Here is a 24,552-nt window from a genome sequence, read left to right as displayed (position 1 = left end):
GAGCGAAGTGGCGCCGATCAGAGCACCGACGCGGAATCGGAGTAGTGGGCGGCGGGTCGACGCGCGACGGTGCACGTGGCCTCCTGGTGGATTCGAATCAGCGGGACTGGGCGGGCGCCGAGCCGCTTCCAGCAGGTCAGGTCCAGCCCCAGTGCTGAAAGTCGGGAGTTCTCGGCGTCGAGCCGGGAAATCAGGACGAATGCGAAACCACAACAAGCAACAACAGTGACCACAACCACACGCGAAGTCAACGGCACCACCCGAATGCCCGCGCATCGGAGCAACGCCATGGATCTGATCGGGTGTGCCGGTTAGGTTGGTCCGGCGCATCACGTGCGGCCCGTCCCGGGCCGCCCGAAGCGATGCGAACCCCGCCGCCGGAGTCGAGGAGGACGCGGACATGGCCCAGCAAGCGGTGAGCGGCCGAGCCGCCGCAGGACCGGGTGGAGCGGAGTTCCTGGCAGCACGAGATCTGCTGCTGAACACGCGGGAGGACTACGCCACGGCCCGCGCCGAGTTCCGCTGGCCCCGCCCGGTCGAGTTCAACTGGGCGCTGGACTGGTTCGACACCATCGCCGAGCGCGAGGACCGCATCGCGCTGTGGATCGTCGAAGCCGACGGCAGCGAGCAGAAGCTGGCGTTCTCGGATCTGACGCGCCGCTCGAACCAGGTCGCGAACTGGCTGCGCGGGCTCGGGGTGTCGCGCGGCGACCGGTTGATCCTGATGCTCGGCAACCAGGTGGAGCTGTGGGAGACGATCCTCGCGGCGATGAAGCTCGGTGCGGTCATCATCCCCGCGACACCGCTGCTCGGCCCCGACGACCTCCGGGACCGGGTGGATCGCGGCGCCGCCCGCCACGTGGTGACGTCCTCGGCGCACACCGCCAAGTTCGCGGACGTGCCGGGCGGCTACACCCGGATCGCCGTGGGCGGCGCGGACGGCTGGGAGTCCTATTCGGACAGCGCGGGTGCGGCGACGGCGTTCGAGCCGGACGGCGCGACCCGGGCCGAGGACCCGCTGCTGCTGTACTTCACCTCGGGCACCACCGCGAAGCCCAAGCTGGTCGAGCACACCCACGTGTCCTATCCGATCGGGCACCTGTCCACGATGTACTGGATCGGGCTGGAACCGGGCGACGTGCACCTGAACATCTCCTCGCCGGGGTGGGCGAAGCACGCGTGGAGCAACGTGTTCGCGCCGTGGAACGCCGAGGCGACGGTGTTCCTCTACAACTACGAGCGCTTCGACGCGCTCGCGCTGCTGCGCGAGATGCAGCGCTGCGAGGTGACGAGCTTCTGCGCGCCGCCGACGGTGTGGCGGATGCTCATCCAGGCCGATCTCACCGGGCTGGCGACGCCGCCGAACAAGGTCGTGGGCGCGGGCGAACCGCTGAACCCGGAGATCGTCGAGCAGGTGCGCCGGGCGTGGGGAGTGACCATCCGGGACGGCTTCGGCCAGACCGAGACCAGCGTCCAGGTGGCGAACACCCCCGGCCAGGAGCTCAAGCCGGGTTCGATGGGCCGGGCGCTGCCCGGGTTCGAGGTCGCGCTGGTCGATCCCGCCAGCGGGCAGGAGGCCGCCGAAGGCGAGATCTGCCTGCGCGTCGACCCGCGCCCGGTCGGGCTGATGACCGGTTACGCCGACGACGCCGAGCGCAACGCCGAGGTGCTGCGCGGCGGCTACTACCACACCGGCGACGTGGGCTCGGTGGACGAGGACGGCTACATCACCTACGTCGGCCGCACCGACGACGTGTTCAAGGCCTCGGACTACCGGATATCGCCGTTCGAGCTGGAGAGCGTGCTGCTGGAGCACGAGGCGGTCGCGGAGGCCGCGGTGGTCCCCTCGCCGGACCCGATCAGGCTCGCGGTGCCGAAGGCCTACGTGGTGCTCGCGCAGGGGTGGGAACCGTCCGACGGCACGGCGCTGGCGATCCTGCGGTTCGCGCGGGAGCACTTGGCGCCGTACAAGCGGATCCGCCGCCTCGAATTCACCGACCTGCCCAAGACGATCTCCGGGAAGATCCGGCGGGTGCAGTTGCGCACTCGCGAAGTGGAGATCCACGAGGATCCTTCTCCGGCGGGGGAGTACCGGGAGGAGGACTTCCCCGAGCTCAAATCCTGACCGCGTTTCCGCGCGTTTCTCGACGTCGTTCGAACGGACCGGCCGCCCGATCTCCTCGGGCGGCCGGTCCGCTTTCGCCTCCTCCGCGGGTGCCGCCTCCGGCGAGGAGGGGAAGTCGACCACCCGATCAAGTTAGGCTAGCCTAAGCAAAACTGATCGGGTGGTTCGGAACAGGACGGTGGGGGCGCGTGCAGAACGAGACGAGTGGGATCGCCGCGGTGAGCTCGGATGCCGAGCTGCGGGAACTGGTGGCGCAACCGCATCCCGTGATCGCGGAGAAGTCGATCGACCGGGTGGACGAGCAGTCCCGCCTGTTCCTGGCGGCCTCGCCCTTCTTCCTGCTGGCGACGACGTCCTCCGACGGGTCCCTGGACGTCTCGCCCCGCGGCGACCCGGCGGGCGCCGTGCTGGTGGAGGACGAGGGCCGGACGCTCGTGTTCGCCGACCGTCCGGGCAACCGGCGGCTCGACAGCCTGCGCAACATCCTCCGGCACCCGCAGGTGGGGATGCTGTTCATGGTCCCCGGCGTCAACGACACGCTGCGGGTGAACGGCACGGCGACGATCGTGCGGGAAGCGCCGTACTTCGAACGCCTCGAGGTCGAGGGCAAGCGGCCCGACCTGGCCATCTCGGTTCGGATCGACGAGCTGTTCCTGCACTGCGCGAAGGCGTTCCTGCGGTCGTCGCTGTGGGACCCGGCGGGCTGGCCGGATCGGGAGTCGGTGCCCAGCGCCGGCCGCATCGCGAAGAGCCAAGCGGGTACGAAGGTGCCGGAGCGGGTCCTCGACGCCGCGCTGAAGCTGGACGCGCGCTGGCGCAAGTACTGAAGCGCGCTCGCCGCTCCCGGGCGAGGAGGGGGCCGCTCGGGGCGAACGGAGCGCCGCCCCTCGTCCGTCGATGAATTCGCGTCGGCCCGGCCCGCGCCCCGCGGTGGCGATGCTCACCCGGATGCGACCGCGCCCGCGCCGACGGCGTACTGGGCGGTCACCCGGGGGAGTCGGAGGTCGACCCTGGGTTCGTGCGCTGCGGTTTCTCGTGGCGCGGTGACACTTGTCTCCGCAGCGGTGATCGCCGCGGAGATCGGCGTCGCGGCGGCCGGTGGGCGACGGGTTCCGCGCCGTTCACCGGATGCGGACGAGCGCCGTCCTCCGATGAATCGCGGTTCATGAAATGGCGGAATGAATTCCAACGTTCGCGCGTTGTGCGAATGCGAGAAAAAACGGTCGGGCTGATGCGGTTCGCGGCGTCCGGCGCAGGTCGGAGCGCGTGGCCGAGGAGGTGGGCCGCGGCTCGGAGCAGGCCTTCCGCGCGGTCCGGAAGGCCCGGTCGAGCCTGGTGGGGCGGCGATCCACTAAGGATCTCCCCAGTAATTTCCGCCCAAGTCTGGCGCAGCGGGGGCGGGCATCGTAACATCCTGAGCCCCCGGGTCGATGTCCCGAGCGAAAAAGGGAAATCGGTATCACCCCGCGAGCCTCCCGTGATCGGTTTTGTAGGCATTCGCGGTTGCGCTATTCAATGTTGTCATGGTAAGTGCTGCGTACGCGATCATACACACATCGTCGCTGCGGTGCACTTATGCGATCGTGACACGTCCGAAAAATGGTCGGAGAAAACGCTGGTAGCAGCGCATTTTTTCACCCAGGGTGACGATCCGAATCACGCATATATCCCATTGCTGTGATCAGTGTCACACTCTTGTACGCTTGCTTCGACAACTCATTCGCATAGTTTGGTTACTCGACGCACGAATTCGCGTCGAACCCGGTCGGCAATGGGGCTGACTGAGTGCGAGCGCTGGTGCAGGTGCGCGGCCTGAGTTCTTCGGCCGCCCACACCGGTGCGCAGGTGTCGCCTTATTCGATTGGCGACCCCGCACGACCTACGAGTTGATCTCGGGGCGGATTCGCGCGGACCTGAGTGGTGCATGAGGCGCATGACCAACGCGAGTGGTGGGAGTGAAGTATGGCCAAGAGCGTGGACGACCTGGCGCAGCACGGCGAACGCAACGGTGTGGCCGAGGATGCGGCCGAACTGGTCGCCCGTGAGGAGCAGGTCTTCGGCGACAACCCGTTGGAAGTGCGCGAATCCGACCATTACACGCACGAGTACGTCGGTGGATTCGTCGACAAGTGGGACGATCTGATCGACTGGAAGAAGCGCTACGAGAGCGAGGGCCGGTTCTTCATCGACCAGCTCAAAGCCCGTGGTGTGGAGTCCGTCCTGGACGTGGCCACCGGCACCGGTTTCCACTCGGTGCGGCTGCTGGAAGAGGGCTTCGAGACGGTCAGCGCCGACGGCAGCCCCCAGATGCTGGCCCAGGCCTTCCGCAACGGCCTGACCTACGGCGGGCACATCCTGCGCGTCGTGCACGCCGACTGGCGCTGGCTCAACCGCGACGTGCACGGCGAGTACGACGCGATCATCTGCTTGGGCAACTCGTTCACGCACCTGTTCTCCGAGCGCGACCGGCGCAAGGCCCTGGCCGAGTTCTACGCCATGCTCAAGCACGACGGCGTTTTGATCATCGACCAGCGCAACTACGACGCGATCCTGGACGACGGATTCTCCAGCAAGCACACGTACTACTACGCTGGTGAGGACGTGTCCGCGGAGCCGGACCACGTGGACGAGGGCCTGGCCCGATTCAAGTACACCTTCCCGGACAAGAGCGAATTCTTCCTCAACATGTACCCGTTGCGGAAGAATTACGTGCGTCGCCTGCTGCGCGAGGTCGGATTCCAGCGAATCGACACCTACGGCGATTTCCAGGAAACGTACGCGGACCAGGACCCGGACTTCTACATTCACGTCGCGGAGAAGAACTACCGCACCGAGGACGAACTGTCCGACGTGTACTCGACCGCGGTTCACACCGCCCGCGACTACTACAACTCCGAAGACGCGGATAATTTCTACTACCACGTCTGGGGCGGCAACGACATTCACGTCGGCCTCTACAACACCCCGGACGAGGACATCGATGCCGCGTCGCGGCGCACCGTCGAGCGCATGGCGGCCAAGGTCGAGATCACACCGGAGACCCGGATCCTGGACATCGGTGCCGGATACGGTGGTGCGGCGCGCTACCTGGCCAAGACCTACGGCTGCAAGGTCGCCTGCCTGAACCTCAGCGAGGTCGAGAACGCCCGCAACGTCGAGTTCAACCGGGCGGCGGGCCTCGACCACCTCATCGAGGTCAAGGACGGGTCCTTCGAGGACATCCCGTTCCAGGACAACGCCTTCGACGTGGTCTGGTCGCAGGACGCCATCCTGCACAGCGGGGACCGCGAGCGGGTGCTGGAAGAGGTGACGCGCGTCCTGAGCAAGGGCGGTTCGTTCGTGTTCACCGACCCGATGGCCGCCGACAACGCCCGCAAACAGGACCTGGGTCCGATCCTGGACCGGCTGAGCCTGGACACTATGGGTTCGCCCGGCTTCTACCGGCGCGAACTGGCCCGCTTGGGCCTGCAGACGATCGACTTCGAGGACCTCAGCTCGTACCTGCCGGTGCACTACCAGCGGGTGCTCGAGGTGCTCGAAGCCCGCGAGTCCGAACTGTCCGACCGGATCAGTGAGGAATATCGCACCAAGATGAAGCGTGGCCTGCGTGCCTGGGTGGAGTCCGGTAACGGCGGAAGCCTGGCATGGGGCATCATCCACGCCCGTGCATGATCATCAGTGATGCGTACGGCCGGTCCCGCTGGGCCGGATGGCAGGGGTGCCAGTGAGTGGACACTCATGACATTACTGCTGCCCGTACGCAAGGATCGAAGTCGCCAAAGAAGCTGAGAGGTGAGGTTGAGCCGTGAGTGAGATCAACCGCAGGTTGTTCACCAGCGAGTCGGTGACCGAAGGTCACCCTGACAAGATCTGCGACGCGATCAGCGACTCCGTGCTGGACGCGATGCTCGCGCAGGACCCGCGGTCCCGCGTCGCGGTGGAGACGCTGGTGACGACCGGCCAGGTGCACGTGGCCGGTGAGGTCACCACCAGCGCCTACGTCGACATCCCGTCCATCGTGCGGGAGAAGATCCTTGAGATCGGCTACGACTCGTCGGCCAAGGGCTTCGACGGCAACTCTTGCGGCGTGAACATCGCGATCGGCGCGCAGTCCCCGGACATCGGCCAGGGCGTGGACACCGCGCACGAGAGCCGGGTCGAGGGCGTCATCGACGAGATCGCCAAGCAGGGCGCCGGCGACCAGGGCCTGATGTTCGGCTACGCCTGCAACGACACCGACGAGCTCGCGCCGCTGCCGATCACGCTCGCGCACCGGCTGTCGCGTCGCCTGACCGAGGTCCGCAAGGACGGCACGCTGCCGTACCTGCGCGCCGACGGCAAGACGCAGGTCACCATCGAGTACGCCGGTGACCAGCCGGTCCGCTTGGACACCGTCGTGCTCTCGACGCAGCACGCCGAGGAGATCGACCTCGACAAGACGCTGTCCAAGGACATCAACGAGAAGGTCATCGCCCCGGAGCTGGAGCGGGTCGGCCTGGACACCACCGACTCGCGGGTGCTGATCAACCCGACCGGTCGGTTCGTCGTCGGTGGCCCGATGGGTGACGCCGGTCTGACCGGCCGGAAGATCATCGTCGACACCTACGGCGGCATGGCCCGCCACGGTGGCGGCGCCTTCTCCGGCAAGGACCCGTCGAAGGTGGACCGCTCCGCGGCCTACGCGACCCGCTGGGTGGCGAAGAACGCGGTGGCCGCCGGACTGGCCGGCCGCATCGAGGTGCAGGTCGCCTACGCGATCGGCAAGGCCGCTCCGGTCGGGCTGTTCGTGGAGACCTTCGGCACCGAGAACGTGGACCCGGTCAAGATCCAGGCCGCGATCAACGAGGTGTTCGACCTGCGTCCCGCCGCGATCATCCGGGACCTGGACCTGCTGCGTCCGATCTACGCGCAGACCGCCGCCTACGGCCACTTCGGCCGCAGCGACGTGAACCTGCCGTGGGAGAACACCGATCGTGCCGAGGCGCTCAAGGCCGCCGCCGGCATCTGATCGAACACATGCGGACGTTCGTACCGGCTGTCGCGGGGCGTGGCACGGCCACGCCCCGCGGCCCGGTGCGGGCCAGGTATCGAGAAGTTCTTGGGGCCGGTGGCCGACGATGTCGCCGGCCGGCCGATAAGGAGTTGTTGCAGTGCGGATTGCGGTGACCGGGTCGATCGCCACCGACCACCTGATGTCCTTCCCCGGCAGGATCGCCGAGCAGCTGATCGCCGATCAGCTCGAATCGGTGTCCCTGTCCTTCCTGGTCGACGAGCTGGAGGTGCGTCGCGGCGGGGTCGCGGCCAACATCACCTTCGGGCTCGGCAAGCTCGGCGTCACCTCGCTGCTGGTCGGCGCGGTCGGGCAGGACTTCGAGGAATACCGGACGTGGCTGGAGCGTCACGGCGTGGACACCGCTTCGGTGCGCGTCTCGGAGACCAAGCACACGTCCCGGTTCCTCTGCACCACCGACCAGGACTTCAACCAGATCGCCTCGTTCTACCCGGGTGCCATGACCGAGGCCGCGGAGATCGAGCTCAAGTCGGTCGCCGACCGCGTCGGCGGGCTCGACCTCGTGGTGATCTCGGCGAACGACCCGGACGCGATGGTGAAGTACACCAAGGAATGCCGGGAGCGCGGGTACAAGTTCCTCGCCGATCCGGGCCAGCAGCTGGCCCGGATGGACGGCGAGTCGGTCCGCGAGCTGGTTCGCGGCGCGGAGTACCTGTTCACGAACGAGTACGAGCACAGCCTGCTGCTGCAGAGCACCGGCTGGACCCACGACGAGGTCCTGGCCGAGGTCGGCAGCTGGGTCACCTCGCTGGGCGCGAAGGGCCTCAAGGTCGAGTCGGCGTCGTCGCCGACCTTCGAGGTGCAGCCGCCCAAGGAGAAGCAGAAGGGCGACCCGACGGGGGTCGGCGACGCGTTGCGCGCCGGGTTCCTCTCCGGTCTGTCCGGCGGGCTGGGCGTGGAGCGGGCCTTGCAGCTCGGCTGCACGCTGGCGACCGTCTCGCTGGAGACCGACGGGCCGCAGGAGTACGACGTCGAGCGCGAGTCGTTCCTCGCGCGCATCGGTGAGGCGTACGGCGACACCGCCGCCGCCGAGATCGGTTCGAAGCTGCGCTGATGTACCGGGGGCGGCACCGGGGGCGAGAGCCCGGTGCCGCCCCCGGCGAGCACACTTGAGGTATCGGGCGTGGCGCAGGTAAGCGTGGGAAGAGGCAGCGACATGAATGGGGTCAACACGAACGGCGATACCGGCTCGGGGCGCGACCCGAGCGGGTTCCTGACCGCGCTCAACGAGCGCGTGCTCGTCGCGGACGGCGGCATGGGTACCGCGTTGCAGGCCTACGACCTGTCGTTGGACGACTTCGCGAACCTCGAAGGCTGCAACGAGATCCTCAACGAGACCCGCCCGGACGTGGTCTCCGGGGTGTACCGCGGGTTCTTGGAAGCCGGTTCGGACGCGATCGAGTCGAACACGTTCGGCACGAACCTCGCCAACCTCGGCGAGTACGGCATCCCGGAGCGCATCCGGGACCTGGCGGAGAAGGGCGCGCGGCTGGCCAGGGAGGCCGCCGACGAGTTCTCCACGAAGGACAAGCCGCGGTTCGTGCTGGGCTCGATGGGGCCGGGCACGAAGCTGCCCACGCTGGGTCACGCGCCGTACGCGGACCTGCGCGACGCCTACGTCGAGAACGTGCTGGGCATGATCGACGGCGGCATCGACGTGGTCCTGGTGGAGACCTCCCAGGACCTGCTGCAGACCAAGGCGGCGATCGTGGCCGCCAAGCGCGCGATGGAGCAGACCGGCCGCTGGCTGCCGATCATCGCGCAAGTCACCGTGGAGCAGACCGGCACGATGCTGGTCGGTTCCGAGATCGGCGCGGCGCTCACGGCGCTGGAGCCGCTGGGCATCGACCTGATCGGCATGAACTGCGCGACCGGCCCGGCCGAGATGAGCGAGCACCTGCGGGTGCTGGCGCAGCACGCGAACGTGCCGATCTCGGTGATGCCGAACGCGGGCCTGCCGGAGCTCGGGCCGAACGGCGCTGTGTACCCGCTGCAGCCGGACGAGCTGGCGCAGGCGCTGGTCGGCTTCGTCAACGACTTCGGCGCCCGGCTCGTCGGCGGCTGCTGCGGCACCACCGGTGAGCACGTGCGCGCGGTCTCCGAGGCCGTGTCCTCGCTCACCCCGCAGGCGCGCACCCCGGAGATCGTTCCGTCGGTGTCGTCGGTGTACCAGGCGGTGCCGTTCCAGCAGGACGCGAGCATCCTCAACGTCGGTGAGCGGACCAACACCAACGGCTCCAAGAAGTTCCGCGAGGCCATGCTCGACGCCCGCTGGGACGACTGCGTGGAGATCGCGAAGGCCCAGACCCGCGAGGGCGCGCACATGCTGGACCTGTGCGTGGACTACGTGGGCCGCGACGGCGCCGAGGACATGCGCGAGCTGGCCAGCCGGCTGGCCACCGCCTCCACGCTGCCGGTCATGGTCGACTCCACCGAGGCGAACGTGATCCAGGCCGGGCTGGAGCACCTCGGCGGGCGTTGCGCGGTGAACTCGGTGAACTACGAGGACGGCGACGGGCCGGACTCGCGGTTCCAGAAGGTGATGGCGATGGTGCGCGAGCACGGCGCCACCGTCGTCGCGCTGTGCATCGACGAGGAGGGCCAGGCCCGCACCGCCGAGTGGAAGCTGCGGATCGCCGAGCGCCTCATCGCCGAGATCACCGGGACCTGGGGCCTGGACGAGTCGGCGATCATCATCGACTGCCTGGTCTTCCCGATCACCACGGGTCAGGAGGAGGTGCGCCGGGACGGCATCGAGACCATCGAGGCCATCCGGGAACTCAAGCGCCGCCACCCGCGGGTGAACACCACGCTGGGCCTGTCCAACGTGTCGTTCGGCCTGAACCCGGCCGCGCGCCAGGTGCTGAACTCGGTGTTCCTCAACGAGTGCCGCGAGGCCGGGCTGGACTCGGCGATCCTGAACGCCTCCAAGATCCTGCCGATGAGCAAGATCGAGGAGGAGCAGCGGCAGGTCGCCCTCGACCTGGTCTACGACCGGCGCACCGAGGACTACGACCCGCTGCAGAAGCTGATGCAGCTGTTCGAGGGCAAGACGGCCTCCTCGACCGGTGCCTCCCGCGCGGAGGAACTGGCGAAGCTGCCGCTGTTCGAACGGCTGGAGAAGCGCATCGTCGACGGCGAGCGCAACGGCCTCGACGACGACCTCGAAGCGGCCATGCAGGAGAAGAAGCCGCTGCAGATCGTCAACGAGAACCTGCTCGCCGGTATGAAGGTCGTCGGTGACCTGTTCGGTTCCGGGCAGATGCAGCTGCCGTTCGTGCTCCAGTCCGCGGAGACGATGAAGGCCGCCGTGGCCTACCTCGAACCGCACATGGAGAAGGACGACTCCGGCGGCAAGGGCAAGCTGCTGCTGGCGACGGTCAAGGGCGATGTGCACGACATCGGCAAGAACCTCGTCGACATCATCGTGTCCAACAACGGCTACGACGTGGTCAACATCGGCATCAAGCAGCCGGTGAACGCGATCCTCGAAGCCGCGGACGAGAACAAGGTCGACGTGATCGGCATGTCGGGCCTGCTGGTGAAGTCCACCGTGATCATGAAGGACAACCTGCAGGAGATGAACACCCGCGGCATCGCCGAGAAGTACCCGGTGATGCTCGGCGGCGCCGCGCTGACCAGGTCCTTCGTGGAGAACGACCTCGACGAGGTCTACCAGGGCGATGTGCGCTACGCGAAGGACGCCTTCGAGGGCCTGAACCTGATGGACCGCCTGATGTCCATCAAGCGCGGCGACAACCCCGAGGTGAACGAGGCGGAAGAGGCCAAGAAGGCCGAGCGCAAGGAGCGCCACGAGCGTTCCAAACGCATCGCCGAGAAGCGCAAGGCCGAGCAGGGACCGCTGCCCGACCTCTACGACGACTCCATCCGCTCCGACGTGGACGCCGACGCCCCGGTGCCGACCCCGCCGTTCTGGGGTTCGAAGGTCATCAAGGGCGTGCCCGTCGCCGACTACTTGGCGCTGCTCGACGAACGCGCCACGTTCTTCGGCCAGTGGGGCCTGCGCGGTTCCAAGAAGGGCGAGGGGCCGTCGTACGAGGAGCTCGTCGAATCCGAGGGCCGGCCGCGGCTGCGCTACTGGATGGACGAGCTGGCCACCGCGGGCATCCTGCAGCACGCGGCGGTGGTGTACGGCTACTTCCCGGTCGTGACCGAGGGCAACTCGGTGATCGTCCTGGACAAGGAGGAGCCGGACGCCGCGGAACGCACCCGGTTCACGTTCCCGCGCCAGCAGCGCGACCGCAGGCTCAGCCTCGCCGACTTCTACCGGACCAGGGAGAAGGCGCTGGAGACCGGCCAGGTCGACGTGCTGCCGATGCAGCTGGTGACGATGGGCCAGCCCATCGCCGACTACGCCAACGAGCTGTTCGCGAAGAACTCCTACCGCGACTACCTCGAGATCCACGGGATGGGCGTGCAGCTCACCGAGGCGCTCGCCGAGTACTGGCACCGGCGGGTCCGGCGGGAACTGCTGTGGTCCAGCGGGCGTGCGGTGTCCGAGGAGGACCCGAACGAGGTGACCGAGTTCTTCAAGCTCGGCTACCGCGGTGCGCGCTACTCCTTCGGCTACGGCGCCTGCCCGGAGATCGAGGACCGCGCAAAGATCGTGGAGCTGCTGGAGAGCGAGCGGATCGGCGTGGAGCTCTCCGAGGAGTTCCAGCTGCACCCGGAGCAGTCCACGGACGCGATCGTCGCCCACCACCCCGAGGCGAAGTACTTCAACACATGAGGCCACGTGCGCGGGCCGTAAGGTTGATCATCAGCGGCCCGCGCACGTGCCGCGGAAACCCGAGCAGGGAAAGCGCCCTGACAGGGATGAAACCCGAGCAGGGAAATCTAGAAAGGAAATCATGAGCGCGAAGCTGCAGAAGGCCAACGGCATCGAGTTCGCCGTCGCGGACCTGAGCCTGGCCGAGTCCGGCCGGCACCAGATCCGGCTGGCCGAGCACGAGATGCCCGGTCTGATGGCGACTCGCAAGGAGTATGCGGACTCCAAGCCGCTCAAGGGCGCGCGGATCGCAGGTTCGCTGCACATGACGGTGCAGACCGCGGTGCTCATCGAGACGCTGGTCGAGCTGGGCGCCGAGGTCCGCTGGGTGTCCTGCAACATCTTCTCCACCCAGGACGAGGCCGCCGCGGCCGTCGTCGTGGGCAAGAACGGCACCGTGGACAAGCCCGCGGGCGTGCCGGTATTCGCCTGGAAGGGCGAGACGCTGGAGGACTACTGGTGGTGCACCGACCAGCTCTGGCAGTTCGACGGCGGCAAGGTCGCCAACATGATCCTCGACGACGGTGGCGACGCGACGCTGCTGGTCCACAAGGGCGTCGAGTTCGAGGCCGCCGGCGCCGTGCCGCAGCCCACGGACAACGACCCGGAGGAGTTCAAGGTCGTCCTGTCCACGCTGCGCGCCAGCCTGGACAAGGACAAGCAGCGCTTCACCAAGCTCGCCAAGGAGATCAAGGGCGTCACCGAGGAGACCACCACCGGTGTCCACAAGCTCGTCGAGCTGGTGCGCTCCGGTGAGCTGCTGTTCCCGGCGATCAACGTCAACGACTCGGTGACGAAGTCGAAGTTCGACAACAAGTACGGCTGCCGCCACTCGCTGGTCGACGGCATCAACCGCGCCACCGACACCCTCATCGGCGGCAAGGTCGCCGTCATCGCCGGCTTCGGCGACGTCGGCAAGGGCTCCGCGGAGTCGCTGCGCGGCCAGGGCGCCCGCGTGATCGTCACCGAGATCGACCCGATCTGCGCGCTGCAGGCGGCGATGGAGGGCTACGAGGTCAAGACCCTCGACGAGGTCGTCGAGATCGCCGACATCTTCATCACCACGACCGGCAACTTCGACATCATCACCGCCGACCACATGGCGAAGATGAAGCACCAGGCCATCGTGGGCAACATCGGCCACTTCGACAACGAGATCGACATGGCCGGCCTGGAGAAGACCCCGGGCATCAAGAAGGTCGAGATCAAGCCGCAGGTGCACGAGTTCACCTTCACCGACGGGCACTCCATCCTGGTGCTGTCCGAGGGCCGGCTGCTCAACCTGGGCAACGCCACCGGGCACCCGAGCTTCGTGATGTCCAACTCGTTCACCAACCAGACGCTGGCGCAGATCGAGCTGTGGACCAAGCCCGGCGAGTACGGCAAGGACGTCTACGTGCTGCCCAAGCACCTGGACGAGAAGGTGGCCCGGCTGCACCTGGACGCGCTCGGCGTCAAGCTGACCACGCTGACCAAGGCGCAGGCCGAGTACATCGGTGTCGACGTGAACGGGCCGTACAAGCCCGAGCACTACCGCTACTGATCCGCTCAGCGCCCCTCGTGGCGTGAGCGACCGGTGGTCGTACGCCACCGCCCGGGCCGGTTCGGTCCGGGCGGTGGCGGCCCCCCGGTTCTCGATCGAGAAGACCTGTCGAGGGAATCCGCGTTCGATCTCGTTTCCGCCCTCCCTCGAATTCGATTTCCGGTTGCACGGTCCCCGCCCTCACGGCTGCCCGCGGGAGCGGCCGGACTGGCACGGTGACCGGCGAGGAAGGAAGACCTGAGGCCGACATGGACACGATCGCACTCGAATTGGCACCGCCCGACCTCGACGGTGGACACGAGAGGGCCGTGGAGGAAGGCCGCAAGGTGGCCGAGAACAGCCGCGCCGCCGGGCTCGCCGACCGCATCGGTCACCTGATGATTCCCGGCATCATCGCCGAGGACGACGACCGTCCGATCGAGATGAAGCCGAAGATGGACGTCATCGACTTCTGGAACACGGTGCGCCCGGAGATCGGCGACGTGAAGGGCCTGTGCACGCAGGTCACCGCGTTCATGGACAAGCCGCAGCTCACCGACCGCATCCGGGACCTGCAGGCGGCGGGCATGGAGGGCATCGCGTTCGTCGGCGTGCCGCGCACCATGTCCGACGGCGAGGGCGGCGGCTTACCGCCCACCGACGCGCTGACCCAGTTCCAGGACGTCGTCCCGAACCGTGGCTCCATCCTCATCCCGACCCGCGAGGGCGAGCACGGCCGGTTCAACTTCAAGTGCGAGCGCGGCGCCACCTACGGCATGACGCAACTGCTGTACTCGGACGCCATCGTCGGATTCCTGAAGGAATTCGCGGACAAGACGCCGCACCGCCCGGAGATCCTGCTGTCGTTCGGTTTCGTGCCGGGCGTCGAAGGTCGCCGCAAGCTCATCGACTGGCTCATCCAGGACCCCGGCAACCCGGCGGTGGAGGCGGAGCAGAAGTTCGTCGCGGGCATCACCGACCTCACCTTCGAGGAGCGCAAGCAGAAGCTGCTCGACCTCTACAAGCGCGTCATCGACGGGGTGGTGGACCTCGGCTTCCCGCTGAGCCTGCACCTGGAAGCGCCGTACGGGTACTCGAAGCCCGCGTTCGACGTGTTCGCCTCGATGATCGACTACTGGGCGCCGAAGCCCCAGGCGGCCTGAGCCGCACCGAAACCCGGCGATCCCGGATCGCCTCGCACCGAACGGACCGCCGCCTCCCTCCCTTGGGCGGCGGTCCGTTCTCGTTGGGTTTTCGGGGTCGTTTTGCTTTGGTGGTCCGGTGGCGGAACCTCAGTCGGTCTCTCGCTGCGGGATCTTTTTCCCGAGTGGCTCCGCCACGAGGGAAAAAGCTGTCCTCGCGAGAGACCGACTGAGAACCCGCGGGTGGTCGCCTTGCTTGCGTGGGCTATTCGCTGCGCGAATACAGGCACGGCCTTCGGCCGCAAGGCAGGCGTGCTCCGCAGCCCAAGGCACGGCTTCGCCGCTAGGCAGGCTCTTCGGTGAGGTGGGGGTTACTGGGGTCGGGGGTGGAGGTGGGCTGCGACCTCGGCGATGTCGGCGGGGGTGACTCGGCAGCAGCCGCCGACGAGCTGGGCGCCGTCGGCGATCCAGCCGGTGACGTGGGCGGCGTCGAAACCGGAGCGGCCGGTCCACAGCTGGTGCTCGGCGTCCCAGCCCTCACCGCTGTTCGGATACACCACCACCGGTTTGCCGCTGACCTCCCGCGCTATCGGCACGGCGCGCGTCGCGTCGGCGGGGGAGCAGCAGTTGATCCCGACGGCCAGCACGTCGTCCCGGCCGGCGGCCACGGCGAACGCCTCCGCCAGCGGTTGCCCGGCCCGGGTGCGCCCACCGGAGATCGTGTACGACAACCAGGCGGGAACGCCGAGCCCGTCGAGCGCGTCGAGCAGCGCGGCGGCCTCGTCCACGTCGGGAACGGTCTCCAGCGCGAACAGGTCCGGCTCGGCCGCCGCGAACGCCTCCATCCGGGGCCGGTGGAACGCGACGAGCTCGCGGTGGCCGAGCCCGTAGCGCCCGCGGTACTCCGAACCGTCCGCGAGCATCGCGCCGTACGGCCCGACGGAGGCGGCGACGAGCCGCCCGGTGCGATGCGCCCCGGTCTTGGAGACCTGGTCCCGCACCGGAGCCAGGTGCGCCGCCTCCCCTGCGAGTTCGACGCTGCGGCGCATCAGTTCGGCCGCCTGCTCGCGGCCGACCCCGTGCGCGGCGAACCCTTCGAAGCTCGCCTGGTACCCGGCGGACTTCGCCACGTCCGCCCCCGCCGCGAAGAACGCCTCGTGCGCGCCGACGATCTTCTCCGGTGCCTCCAGCAGGTACCGGGCCGACCACAGCCCGCCGGAGAGATCCCCGCCGCGCGCCTCCAACTCCGTGGCCAGCCCGCCGTCCAGGATGCGCGGACCGTCCCGGAAGAGGTCCTGCGCCGCGATGCTCATACCCCGAACGGTAATCCCTCCCGGACACTCGCTCACGCCGTCGACCGACCCGGACCGCCGCGCGATCACCAGCTCGGTTGCAGTCCCTCCGCGATGTCGGAGAGGTCGATCCGCAGCAGTTCGTGCAGGTAGAAGATCCGATCGCTGAGCTCGCCGAGCTGCTCGGTGGTCAGTTCGAGCACCGAATCCCCCTGCCGGATCGCCACGCTCTGCGGCGTCGCCACCCCCAGCACCACTTCACCCGTCGCCGGGTTCGCTCCCGCGGGAATGCGCCAGCCTTCTTGCCGCATGATTCCTCCAGTTCGTGATCAACCGATTGCGTGAAGCGGAGGCTAGAAGGCTTCCTCTCGGAACAGCAAGCGGTTACAAAGGCGACTGAGAATTGATGTGGAACGCGTGTAACGGATTCTGTGACAATTGTTCTCGCATGTTCGGAGGTCGGTGGGTGCGGCAGCGCAGCAAGGTGCGTCAGATGGGGCTCGGAGCGGATCTCCGCAAAGCCCGCGAGCAATGCCGGATGTCCACCCGATCGGTGGCCGAGCGGATCGGTGTCTCGCACACCTCGGTCGCGCGCACCGAACTGGGCACGCGAGTCCCGGAGCCGGAGGAGGTCATCGCGCTGTGCGCCGTCTACGGAATCACCGGCAGGCGGCGGGACCAGATGGTCGAGCAGGTCGACGGCACGGACGCGAGCACGGCGTGGCTGGCCACCGGGCCCGCCACCGCACAGCAGATCACCAGCCTCGTCGCCTTGGAAACGAAAGCCTCGGAGATCACGAGTGTTGCGATGAGCCTTGTGCCCGGGTTATTCCAGACCCAGGAATACGCGCGTGCCGTCATCGGATCCGGAGCCGAACAGGAATGGTTGCTCGCCGCTCGGCTCGCACGTCAGGCGTTGTTGACGCGGCCCGATGCGCCGGAAGTCACGGTGCTCATGGACGAACTCGTGCTGAGCAGGCTCATCGGTGGCCCGGATGTCATGCGCGGCCAACTCGGGCATTTGCTTCGGGTGAGCACCAGGCCGAACGTGAGCATCCGAATCATCCCCAGGAGCGCCGGGGCTCATCCGGGCCTCGACGGGCCGTTCATGATGTTGGCCTTTCCGGACCGAGCTCCGCACGTCTACATCGAGGCCCGCCGTGTCGGACTCTTCTTGACTCGTCCGCAGGACGTGGAGCCCTTTACCGATGGCCTGGCCGAACTCGAAGATGTCGTGTTGACCGGTGATCAGTCCGCTGAGCTGATCGAGTCGATCAAGAAGGAGCTGTCCGATGAGTGTGCACCGGTGGAAGAAGAGCACCTACAGCGGATCGAACGGTGATTGCGTGGAGGTGGCCGTCTTGACGGGAGAGGTGGCCGTCCGGGACTCGAAAGCACCGCGCGACGGTCGGCTGCGGGTCTCGCGCGAACGGTGGGGGAGCTTCCTGGGCGCCGTGACCTCCGGCCGCTACGAAGGCTGATCTCGCCCCACGCCGGTCCCGCCTCGGCTGTGAGGACAAGGCCGGAGCGGGACCGGGTTCCGAAGCCTGGGAACTCCGATGCTGGCGGGATCACGCCAGGGTGGCCTGGTCGTGACCTGCGGGTGGAGATCATGTGCGCATGACCGGAGTCGCCTCGTCCACCGCCCGGATCGCCGCCGCGTTCGCCGCGGCCCTGGCGGTCACCCTCGTTCCCGCCGGGACCGCGCACGCCGCGACGGCCTACTGCGAAAGCCTCACCGAGGCCGCCAACCCGGACTGGATGGGCGGGCTGCCCGACGACACCAGCCTCGCCGCGCTGTCCATCCCCGGCACCCACGACACGTTGTCGCTGCACGGTGGGGACATCACGCAGACCCAGGAGGACCACGGCGACAGCGCGGAAACGCTCACCGCGCAGCTCGACGCCGGAGTGCGCGCCATCGACATCCGGGTCCGCAAGGTGGACAACCAGTTCACCATCCACCACGGCACCTTCTACCAGAACGCCAACTTCGCCGATGTGCTGGCGAAAGCGGACGCCTTCCTCGCCGCGCACCCCGGCGAGACGATCCTGATGCGGTTGAAGGCCGAATGCACCGGGGACATCGGGTCCTGCACCGACGAGAACAGCGATCAGGACACCGCGACCATCCTCGACCGCTACGCCGACGAGGACCCCCACGGCGGGCGGCTGCAAAACCCCGCCTCCGACGGCATGCCGACGCTCGGCGACGCCCGCGGCAAGATCGTGCTCGGGTCGCTGCAGGAAGCGCAGGGCGGCCTGGTCGACGGCTACGGCCTCTCCCAGTTCACCAACGACAACTGGGGCGACTACGTGCAGGACGAATACCAGGTGCCCACGATCGGCGACATCGACGACAAGTGGAACCACGTGCGCGACCACTGGGACGAGACGAACTCCGCCGACTCCGGTGAGATGTTCTGGAACTTCACCAGCGGTTCGAGCCTGGGCGCCAACCCGAAGACCGTGTCCTGCGGCACCGGCGGCACCCGCGGCGTCAACGACTACGCGCTGGAACACCTGGCGGGCAACGACGTTCCCCGCACCGGTGTCGTGCTGATGGACTTCCCCGGCGGCGACCTCATCGACGAGGTGATCTCCCGGAATTCCTGACCCGCCGCGGCGGTCTCTCGGGCAGGCATCTCGTGGGCGAACGGGGCAGCGCGCGAACGTGGCGATCGGGCGGGTTCGCCGACGCGTTGGGCGCAGGCCGTTACGACAGCTGACCACTGGAAACCGCTCCGGGAACAAGAAAGATGGACAGGGTCCCCGACGCCACGAGAGAGGGGCCGCCATGTCCGAGGAGTGGCACAGAAGCACCCGCAGCGGGTCCGTGGGCAACTGCGTCGAGGTCGCCCGGCGCGCGGGGGTGACGCTGATCCGCGATTCCAAGCAGCCGCACGGCGCCCGGCTGTGCGTCTCGCGGGAGCGGTGGCGCGGGTTCCTCGTCCTGGTCGGTTCCGACCAGTGGCGTCGCAAGCGCGACGCCTCGGCGCGCTGACCACGGGGGCGGCCCGAGGGGCCGTCGACACGCTCGGTGGGGCGGTGCTGACAGGACGTCAACGCGCGCGAAATCCGTGGTGGAAGCCATGATCGCGTTTTCCGGAACGATGCTGGGTGCCGACGAGGCACCGGGTTAACGTGGGTGCGGACCGGCGAAACGGAGGCGTGATGGACACGGAGAACACGCTCGCGGCACTGCGGGCGCGGGTACCGGAACAGCTGTTGGTGACCGACCCGGACTCCGTCGGCCGCTACGCCCACGACGAAGCCGAATGGGCCCCGCACGGCACCCCGGCCGCCGTCGTGCGCCCGGTGCGCACCGAGGACGTCGTCGCGGTCGTGCGCACCTGCGCCGAGCTGGGGGTTCCGGTGGTGCCGCGCGGCGCGGGCACCGGCCTGTCCGGCGGGGCCAACGCCCTCGACGGGTGCGTGATGATCTCGTTCGAGCACATGAACTCGGTGCTGGAGATCAACCCGCGGGAACAGCTCGCCGTCACCCAGCCGGGAGTGATCAACGACGACTTCCGCGCCGCCTGCCGCGAACACGGGGCCTGGTACCCGCCGGACCCGGCGAGCTCCCCGTGGTCGACCATCGGCGGCAACGTCGCCACCAACGCCGGTGGCGTGTGCTGCGTGAAGTACGGCGTGACCAGGGACTACGTCCTCGGGCTGGAAGCGGTCGTCGGCGACGGGGAGGTCGTGCGGCTCGGGCGGCGCACCGCGAAGGGCGTCACCGGCTACGACCTGTGCGGCTTGTTCGTCGGTTCCGAAGGCACCCTCGGCGTGATCACCGAGATCACGGTCAAATTGCTGCCCGGCGTTCGCGCCCCGGAGCGGACCGTGGTCGGTTACTTCGACTCGCTGGTCGCGGCGGGCGAAGCCGTCGCCGCCGTCGCCGCGTCCGGGGTGGTGCCCTCCGCGCTGGAACTGCTCGACCGGCACTGCCTGCGCGCGGTGGACGAGTGGAAGAACATGGGGCTCAGCGACGAAGCCGAGGTGCTGCTGCTCGGGCGCTCCGACACTCCCGGCGAAGCCGGTGAGCAGGAGGTGGCGACCCTCGTCGAATGCTTCGAGAAGGCCGGTGCGACGTTCAGCGCGGCCTCCACCGATCAGCACGAGGCCGATGCGCTGTTCGCCGCGCGCCGACTGGCCTACCCGGCCCTGGAGCGGCTCGGCCCGCTGCTGACCGAGGACGTGTGCGTGCCGCGAGCGCTGGTGCCGGACATGCTCGCGAAGGTCGAGGCCGCCGCGGTCCGCCACGACACGTTGATCGCGAACATCGCGCACGCGGGCGACGGCAACCTGCACCCGCTGATCATCACCCCGGCCGGGGACGACGCCGCCCGGGAACGGGCGCAGCGCGCGTTCGACGACATCGTCGCCGACGCCATCGCGCTGGGCGGCACGGTCAGCGGCGAACACGGCATCGGCCTGCTCAAGCGGGCGGGCCTGCACGACGAACTCGGGCCCACCGTCGTGGGCATGCACCACGCGGTGAAGAACGGGCTCGACCCCGCCGGGATCTTCAACCCGGGGAAGGTCTTCGGCGAGCCCACCCGCTGAGCGCGCTGCGACAGGATCAAGTCGCAGGTCAGCGCCTCATGAACAACATGATCCGAGTGGAATCGGCGCTTAGCATGGCGAGTGCCGGCGGCGCAGGGGAGTGCGTCGTCGGCCCTTCCTCCTCCGTGGCCAACGCGGTTGACGGTCAGAATCCGGCCGGTGGGCGGACCGCCTCGTAGACGTAGTGGTCCCGGTCGTCGAGCGGGTTGTCCGGGGTCATCTCGCCCTCGGCGACGCGGCGCAGGCCCGCTTTCTCCAGTGCACGCCAGGACGCCCGGTTGGCGGCGGACACGGGCACCACGATCGACGGCGCCTCCGGGTAGTCGTGCCAGGTCGCCTCGACGATCGACCGGATCACGCGGGTGCCCAGCCCGGCACCGATCAGCCGCGGATCGCCGATGAAGTAGTCGAGGCACACCGCCTCCGCCGGAACCTCGATGATCGGTGCGAGCTCGGCCGCGTGCTCCGGGTAGTCGCCGTACCTGCTGCGTTGCAGCAAGCCCACCGGCCGCCCGTCGAGGAACACGAGCAGGTCGTCCGACGGCTCCTCGCCGCGCGCCGCCGCCCCGAAATCGCGCGCGACCGCCGCGGCGGAGCTCTCGTGGTGCCACCACCGGGCCACGTGCGGTTGCGCGAGCCAGCTCCCCAGCAGCGGGAAGTCCTGCTCGGTCAGCGTGCGCCAGCTGATCATCCGATGGCCCGCTCGTGCGGCGGTCGTTGCGGCGGGGCGTCGTGGTCCATGCGGTCACCTCGTGCTTCGGCGGAGGAGGTCACGGGCGGCACCCTCGATGGAATCCTCGCTCAGCAGCACGTGCTGGGCCGCGCCCCCGAGCGGGATGAAGCTGTCCGCACTGGTGACCCGCGCGATCGAGCCCGTGAAACCGGCGTCCACCAGTGCCGTCACCACCGGTTCGGACACGCCCCCGGAGCGCCTCGTCTCGTCGGCCACCAGCACCCGCCCGGTCGCCATCGCCGCGGTGAGCAGGTCCTCGGTGGGCAGCGGACTCAGCCAGCGCAGGTCCAGCACGCGGACACCGACACCTTCGCGCTCCAACCGCCGCGCGACCCGCAGGCAGCGCGGCACGCCGTTGCCGAAGGTCACCAAGGTCAACTCGTCGCCGCTGCCGTGCGTGCGGGCGCTGCCGATCGGCACGTGCCCGTCGCCGGGCGCCGGGTAGCGGGCGAGCCACGCGTTGTCGCCCGGCTCGTGGAGATCCCGCTCGTGGTAGAGCGCGATGGGTTCCAGGAACGCGCACACCCGGCCGTCCACCCGCGCCGCGGCGATGCAGGTGCGCAGCATCGCGGCGGCGTCGTCCGGGCAGGACGGGGAGGCGACCACCAGGCCGGGGATGTCGCGCAGCGCCGCCACCGAGTTGTCGTTGTGGAAGTGCCCGCCGAAGCCCTTCTGGTAGCCGTAACCCGCGATGCGCACCACCATCGGATTGCGGAACCGGCCGTTGGAGAAGAACCCGAGAGTGGCGGCCTCGCCGCGCAACTGGTCGGCCGCGTTGTGCAGGTAGGCCAGGTACTGGATCTCCGGAACCGGCACCATCCCGGCGAGGCCCGCGCCGAGCGCGGTGCCGAGGATGCTCTGCTCGTCGAGCAGCGTGTCGAACACGCGGAGGCCGCCGAACGCGCGGCGCAAGCCCCGCGTCACCCCGTAGACCCCGCCCTTGCCCGCCACGTCCTCGCCGAAGACCAGCGTGCCCGGATCGGTGGCCAGCGCGTCGGCCAGGCCGCGGTTGATCGACTCGGCCAGGGTGAGCGGTCCGGCCGATTCCGGTGCGTTCTCACCGAAGTGCCGTGCGCGCTGCGCGGTCCGGTGGGCCGCCCGGTCTCGCACCGCGCCGGGATCGGCGGGGGCGATGGCGGCCATCACCTCGGCCCGGTCGGCGAGCTTGGGGCGGGACAGCACTTCTTCGGCGATCCGAGCGACCTCGGCGCGCCACGACTCGTATCGGTCGAGGACCTCGGCGGGGGAGCGGACGCCGCGGTGGATCAGTGCGGCGGCGGTGGCCAGCAGCGGGTCCCGGTCGTAGTCGGCGAGGATCTCCGACCGCGTCCGGTACCCGGATTCCACATCGGACCCCGCGTGCCCCATCAGGCGGACGGTGCGCAGGTGCAGCAGCGCGGGCCTGCGGTGCTCGCGCACCCACTCCGCCAGCTCCGCCGCCGTTTCCAAGCACTGAGCGGGATCGGCACCGTCCACTGCGGAATAGCGGATCCCCGGGTGGCGGGAGTGCGCCGAGGCCACCCACTCCGGCGGGGTGCGCACGCTGATGCCGAGCCCGTTGTCCTCGCAGACCAGCAGCAGCGGCATCGGCAAGCCCTGGTGCGCGCAGTGCGCGGCGGCGTTGATCGCGCCGAGCGCGGTGGAGTGGTTCGCCGAGGCGTCGCCGAAGCTGCTCACCACGACCGCGTCGGCGGGCCACTCGGACGTGACGTCCAGCCGTTCGGCGCGGCCCACCGAGAAGGCCAGCCCCATCGCCCGAGGCAGGTGGGAGGCGATGGTGGAGGTCTGCGGGATGATCCCGAGCTCGCCGTGCCCGAACACCTTGTGCCTTCCCGCGGAGATCGGTTCCTCGGCCGAGGCGACCACGCCGAGCAGTACGTCGCGCACCGGGTCCCGGCCCGGTACCTGGTGCGCCCGGCGCAGGTAGAACCCGCCGGAGCGGTAGTGCAGCAGCGCCGGATCGGTGGGGCGCAGGGCCGCGGCCACCGCCGCGTTCGACTCGTGGCCGGAGGAACCGATGCTGTAGTAGCCGAGCTTGCGGCGACCCAACTCGCGCGCGGCGAAGTCCAGGTGCCTGCTGCCCGCTTGCGCGTCGAACAGTGCCAGCAACTGCGGCGCCGAGCTCGCACCCGGTGCGCCCGCGACGTCGGGACGCGGCGGTCCCGCTCCGGCGGGGGGACCGGTGAGCGCCTGCACCGCCGACAGGAAGTGCTCGTCGATCTGCTCGACGTGATCGCTGCCCTGGCTCATCACCGCTCCGCTCCGCTGTCCCGAGTCCCCGACGCTCCGGTGCCGACGCCGTGCCACCGCAGATCAGGCGGACCACCGGGTGGCGACGGGGGCACCTCCGCCGGCAGCTCCCGCGGATCCGGTTCGGGGTGGTGCGCCGCGGTGTCCGGTCCCCAGAGCACGGCGAGCTCGGAGCCCGCCCGGTGCAGGCAGTCCAGTGCGATGGGCAGCAGCGGGTTGGTGTTCTCCTTGCGGTACAGGGCGCGCACCCGGCGCTGCGGCTGCCGCCCGGCGATGCGGGTCACCCGGACCGACCCCGTCCCGAGTGCCAAGCCGGGCAGCATCGCGACCCCCATGCCGCGGGCCACCAGGTCCCGGATGACCGAGTAGTCGTTGCTGCGGAAGGTGATGCGCGGGACGAAGCCGCTGGCCGCCGCGAGCCGGACCAGCGAGCGCGCCCCGGCGGTGTCGCGGCGGGTGCAGATCCACGGTTCGTCGGCGAGTTCGTGCAGCGAGATCTCCGCGGCCCCGGCCAGCCGGTGCGAGCCCGGGAGCACGAGGCGCAGCGGCTCGGACACCACTTCGTCCACGCGCAGGTCCGTCGGCCACTGCCGCGGGTCCAGGTCGTACTCGAACACGACCGCCGCGTCGAGCACCCCGTCGAGCACGCTGTCGACGACCTCGTCCGGTTCGCCCTCGTCCAGCTGCAGCTCGGCGTGCGGGCGCTGCTCGATCACCGAGGCCAGCACGCCGGGCAGGATGCGGGCGTTGGCGGTGGCGAACCCGGCCAGCCGCAGGCTGCCCTCCTCCCCGCTGACCATCGCGCGCACCTCGCGCTCCAGGGATTGCAGCGCGCCCAGCGCGTCCCGGCTGCGCTCGGCAAGCCGGGACGCGAGCGCGGTGCACCGGGCGCTGCGCGCCGAGCGCTCGAACAGCGGTGCTCCGACGGCGCGTTCGAGCAACGCCATCTGCTGCGACACCGCGGACGCGGTGTAGCCGAGGGCTCTGCCCGCCTCCGCGAACGAGCCGGTGCGCACGCATTCCTGCAAGGTGCGCAGGTGGATCGGGTTGAGCATGTGA

The 24,552-nt window shown here is 69.0% G+C and carries 18 protein-coding genes; 13 read left to right on the top strand and 5 right to left on the bottom strand.

From position 1 onward, the window contains the following. The first annotated feature begins 400 nt into the window (after positions 1 to 400). The 8 genes from BJ969_RS14400 to BJ969_RS14365 all read left to right on the top strand — a co-directional run bounded on the left by BJ969_RS14400 (position 401) and on the right by BJ969_RS14365 (position 14,670). A complete protein-coding gene (locus BJ969_RS14400) occupies positions 401 to 2,125 on the top strand; it encodes an AMP-binding protein (protein ID WP_184479435.1) in 1,725 nt (574 codons plus the stop codon). Between the two features lie 188 nt (positions 2,126 to 2,313). Beyond that, complete coding sequence (locus BJ969_RS14395; protein ID WP_343071407.1) at positions 2,314 to 2,952, top strand: MSMEG_1061 family FMN-dependent PPOX-type flavoprotein; 639 nt, start codon at positions 2,314 to 2,316, stop codon at positions 2,950 to 2,952. Positions 2,953 to 4,087: 1,135 nt separating this feature from the next. Beyond that, complete coding sequence (locus tag BJ969_RS14390; protein WP_184479434.1) at positions 4,088 to 5,797, top strand: glycine/sarcosine N-methyltransferase; 1,710 nt, start codon at positions 4,088 to 4,090, stop codon at positions 5,795 to 5,797. A gap of 133 nt (positions 5,798 to 5,930) precedes the next feature. Next, the gene (gene metK, locus BJ969_RS14385; protein WP_184479433.1) at positions 5,931 to 7,133 is read left to right on the top strand and encodes a methionine adenosyltransferase; all 1,203 of its coding nucleotides are present in this window, start codon (positions 5,931 to 5,933) and stop codon (positions 7,131 to 7,133) included. A 142-nt stretch (positions 7,134 to 7,275) separates the two neighbouring features. Then, positions 7,276 to 8,250 (top strand): PfkB family carbohydrate kinase, encoded by a 975-nt coding sequence (locus BJ969_RS14380; RefSeq protein WP_184479432.1) that lies wholly within the window; start codon positions 7,276 to 7,278, stop codon positions 8,248 to 8,250. Positions 8,251 to 8,352: 102 nt separating this feature from the next. After that, positions 8,353 to 11,946 carry a methionine synthase gene (metH, locus tag BJ969_RS14375; protein WP_184479431.1) on the top strand — a complete coding sequence of 1,198 codons (3,594 nt, stop codon included), beginning with the start codon at positions 8,353 to 8,355 and terminating at the stop codon, positions 11,944 to 11,946. A gap of 121 nt (positions 11,947 to 12,067) precedes the next feature. After that, entirely contained in the window at positions 12,068 to 13,528 is a 1,461-nt protein-coding gene (gene ahcY, locus BJ969_RS14370; protein ID WP_184479430.1) for an adenosylhomocysteinase, read from the top strand. Between the two features lie 248 nt (positions 13,529 to 13,776). Further along, positions 13,777 to 14,670, top strand: a complete 894-nt coding sequence (locus tag BJ969_RS14365) for a mycobacterial-type methylenetetrahydrofolate reductase (protein WP_184479429.1) — start codon at positions 13,777 to 13,779, stop codon at positions 14,668 to 14,670. Between the two features lie 350 nt (positions 14,671 to 15,020). On the opposite strand, the gene mmuM is transcribed toward BJ969_RS14365, so the two are convergent. Then, positions 15,021 to 15,962, bottom strand: coding sequence for a homocysteine S-methyltransferase (mmuM, locus tag BJ969_RS14360; protein WP_184479428.1), 942 nt, complete (start codon positions 15,960 to 15,962; stop codon positions 15,021 to 15,023). Positions 15,963 to 16,027: 65 nt separating this feature from the next. Then, on the bottom strand, positions 16,028 to 16,252 hold the full coding sequence (locus tag BJ969_RS14355) for a hypothetical protein (protein ID WP_184479427.1): 225 nt from the start codon (positions 16,250 to 16,252) through the stop codon (positions 16,028 to 16,030). 155 nt (positions 16,253 to 16,407) lie between these two features. Between BJ969_RS14355 and BJ969_RS14350 the strand changes: the two genes are divergently transcribed. From BJ969_RS14350 to BJ969_RS14330, 5 genes are all read left to right on the top strand, one after another. Continuing rightward, complete coding sequence (locus tag BJ969_RS14350) at positions 16,408 to 17,283, top strand: Scr1 family TA system antitoxin-like transcriptional regulator (RefSeq protein ID WP_184479426.1); 876 nt, start codon at positions 16,408 to 16,410, stop codon at positions 17,281 to 17,283. A gap of 19 nt (positions 17,284 to 17,302) precedes the next feature. Beyond that, positions 17,303 to 17,422, top strand: a complete 120-nt coding sequence (locus tag BJ969_RS30990; RefSeq protein WP_425503549.1) for a DUF397 domain-containing protein — start codon at positions 17,303 to 17,305, stop codon at positions 17,420 to 17,422. A 139-nt stretch (positions 17,423 to 17,561) separates the two neighbouring features. Further along, the gene (locus BJ969_RS14340; protein WP_184479424.1) at positions 17,562 to 18,557 is read left to right on the top strand and encodes a phosphatidylinositol-specific phospholipase C; all 996 of its coding nucleotides are present in this window, start codon (positions 17,562 to 17,564) and stop codon (positions 18,555 to 18,557) included. 181 nt (positions 18,558 to 18,738) lie between these two features. After that, positions 18,739 to 18,945, top strand: coding sequence for a DUF397 domain-containing protein (locus BJ969_RS14335; protein WP_184479423.1), 207 nt, complete (start codon positions 18,739 to 18,741; stop codon positions 18,943 to 18,945). Positions 18,946 to 19,115: 170 nt separating this feature from the next. Beyond that, positions 19,116 to 20,510 carry an FAD-binding oxidoreductase gene (locus BJ969_RS14330; protein WP_184479422.1) on the top strand — a complete coding sequence of 465 codons (1,395 nt, stop codon included), beginning with the start codon at positions 19,116 to 19,118 and terminating at the stop codon, positions 20,508 to 20,510. A gap of 145 nt (positions 20,511 to 20,655) precedes the next feature. Here BJ969_RS14330 and BJ969_RS14325 read toward each other — a convergent pair whose 3' ends face one another. From BJ969_RS14325 to BJ969_RS14315, 3 genes are read right to left on the bottom strand one after another with little or no spacing between them, the layout of a single operon-like run. After that, positions 20,656 to 21,201, bottom strand: coding sequence for a GNAT family N-acetyltransferase (locus BJ969_RS14325; protein WP_184479421.1), 546 nt, complete (start codon positions 21,199 to 21,201; stop codon positions 20,656 to 20,658). Between the two features lie 54 nt (positions 21,202 to 21,255). Then, positions 21,256 to 23,493, bottom strand: coding sequence for a thiamine pyrophosphate-dependent enzyme (locus tag BJ969_RS14320; protein WP_184479420.1), 2,238 nt, complete (start codon positions 23,491 to 23,493; stop codon positions 21,256 to 21,258). Next, entirely contained in the window at positions 23,493 to 24,548 is a 1,056-nt protein-coding gene (locus BJ969_RS14315) for a LysR family transcriptional regulator (protein WP_184479419.1), read from the bottom strand. Before BJ969_RS14315 ends, BJ969_RS14320 begins: the two co-directional genes overlap by 1 nt. Positions 24,549 to 24,552 lie beyond the last annotated feature (4 nt).

It is taken from the genome of Saccharopolyspora gloriosae (assembly GCF_014203325.1).
Taxonomy (GTDB): domain Bacteria; phylum Actinomycetota; class Actinomycetes; order Mycobacteriales; family Pseudonocardiaceae; genus Saccharopolyspora_C; species Saccharopolyspora_C gloriosae.
This window is presented reverse-complemented; position numbering and strand designations above follow the sequence as displayed.

Coding starts and splice junctions, on each gene's coding strand:
- BJ969_RS14335 (WP_184479423.1), top strand. CDS start 18,739: ATGTCCGAGGAGTGGCACAGAAGCACCCGCAGCGGGTCCGTGGGCAAC.
- BJ969_RS14340 (WP_184479424.1), top strand. CDS start 17,562: ATGACCGGAGTCGCCTCGTCCACCGCCCGGATCGCCGCCGCGTTCGCC.
- ahcY (WP_184479430.1), top strand. CDS start 12,068: ATGAGCGCGAAGCTGCAGAAGGCCAACGGCATCGAGTTCGCCGTCGCG.
- BJ969_RS14390 (WP_184479434.1), top strand. CDS start 4,088: ATGGCCAAGAGCGTGGACGACCTGGCGCAGCACGGCGAACGCAACGGT.
- BJ969_RS14325 (WP_184479421.1), bottom strand. CDS start 21,201: ATGATCAGCTGGCGCACGCTGACCGAGCAGGACTTCCCGCTGCTGGGG.
- metH (WP_184479431.1), top strand. CDS start 8,353: ATGAATGGGGTCAACACGAACGGCGATACCGGCTCGGGGCGCGACCCG.
- BJ969_RS14365 (WP_184479429.1), top strand. CDS start 13,777: ATGGACACGATCGCACTCGAATTGGCACCGCCCGACCTCGACGGTGGA.
- mmuM (WP_184479428.1), bottom strand. CDS start 15,962: ATGAGCATCGCGGCGCAGGACCTCTTCCGGGACGGTCCGCGCATCCTG.
- BJ969_RS14320 (WP_184479420.1), bottom strand. CDS start 23,493: ATGAGCCAGGGCAGCGATCACGTCGAGCAGATCGACGAGCACTTCCTG.
- BJ969_RS14355 (WP_184479427.1), bottom strand. CDS start 16,252: ATGCGGCAAGAAGGCTGGCGCATTCCCGCGGGAGCGAACCCGGCGACG.
- BJ969_RS14315 (WP_184479419.1), bottom strand. CDS start 24,548: ATGCTCAACCCGATCCACCTGCGCACCTTGCAGGAATGCGTGCGCACC.
- BJ969_RS14400 (WP_184479435.1), top strand. CDS start 401: ATGGCCCAGCAAGCGGTGAGCGGCCGAGCCGCCGCAGGACCGGGTGGA.
- BJ969_RS14330 (WP_184479422.1), top strand. CDS start 19,116: ATGGACACGGAGAACACGCTCGCGGCACTGCGGGCGCGGGTACCGGAA.